The organism is Mucilaginibacter sp. JRF (assembly GCF_015223065.1).
GTDB lineage: Bacteria > Bacteroidota > Bacteroidia > Sphingobacteriales > Sphingobacteriaceae > Mucilaginibacter.
The window spans coordinates 1-1,058 of the sequence record NZ_JADFBY010000024.1 but is presented as its reverse complement, the minus strand read 5'-3'; the positions used below and the strand labels follow the sequence as shown (position 1 = coordinate 1,058).

The 1,058-nt window shown below is 47.7% G+C and carries 1 protein-coding gene; it reads left to right on the top strand.

Annotated elements, in window-relative coordinates:
* Positions 1 to 1,058, top strand: a 1,058-nt coding sequence (locus tag IM792_RS21165; RefSeq protein WP_194103918.1) for a phosphoglucosamine mutase, incomplete at both ends; no start/stop codon positions are given.

Below are 1,058 nucleotides of genomic sequence, written 5' to 3'. Positions count from 1 at the left end.
AAACAATGGAACGCCCTGAAACTGCTGAACGAGAAAGGCGAGTTCATCAGCGATGCCGATGGTAAACAAGTGCTGGACATAGCCGAACAAAGCGACTTTACCTATGCCGAAGTAGACAGCCTGGGCAAAGTAACCCAGGACGACAGCTACTTGCAAAAACACATCGACCTGATATTGAACCTGCCACTGGTAGACAAAGAAGCCATCAAACAAGAGAGCTTTAAAATAGCGATAGACTGCGTAAACTCTACAGGAGGCATCTATGTACCCGCACTCTTAAAAGCGTTAGGTGTAGAAACCATTTACGAACTCTATACCGAACCCAACGGCCACTTCCCCCATAATCCGGAACCGCTGCCCGAAAACCTGACGGCTATCGCCGAAACGGTAAAGGAAAACAAAGCCGACTTGGGCATTGTGGTAGACCCGGATGTGGACAGGCTGTGCTTTGTAAATGAAGATGGCAGCATGTTCGGTGAGGAATATACATTAGTAGCTGTTGCCGATTACATCTTAAAACATACCCCGGGTAACACAGTATCCAACCTGTCATCAACTCGGGCATTACGAGATGTAACCGAGCAATCGGGCTCCACCTACACTGCCGCAGCGGTAGGCGAGGTAAACGTTGTGAACAAGATGAAGGAAACGAATGCCATCATCGGCGGTGAAGGCAATGGCGGTATCATTTATCCGGAACTGCATTACGGCAGGGACGCTTTGGTAGGTATCGCCCTGTTCCTGACGCATCTGGCCAGGGAAAAGAAGACCATATCCCAACTAAGAAGCACCTACCCGGAGTACTATATCTCCAAAAACAAGATAGAGCTGCAAGCGGGTATGGATATCGACAGCTTGCTAAAGCGAGTAGAAGAAAAATACAGGGATCAACCTTACAGTACAATAGATGGGTTAAAGATAGAATTTGGTAAAGAATGGGTACATTTGCGACGGTCGAATACCGAGCCTATTATCCGCATTTACTCAGAGTCATCAAGCGAGGCAGCAGCAACTGCTTTGGCCGAAAAACTCATTGCTGATATGAAGGCCATTTTGGG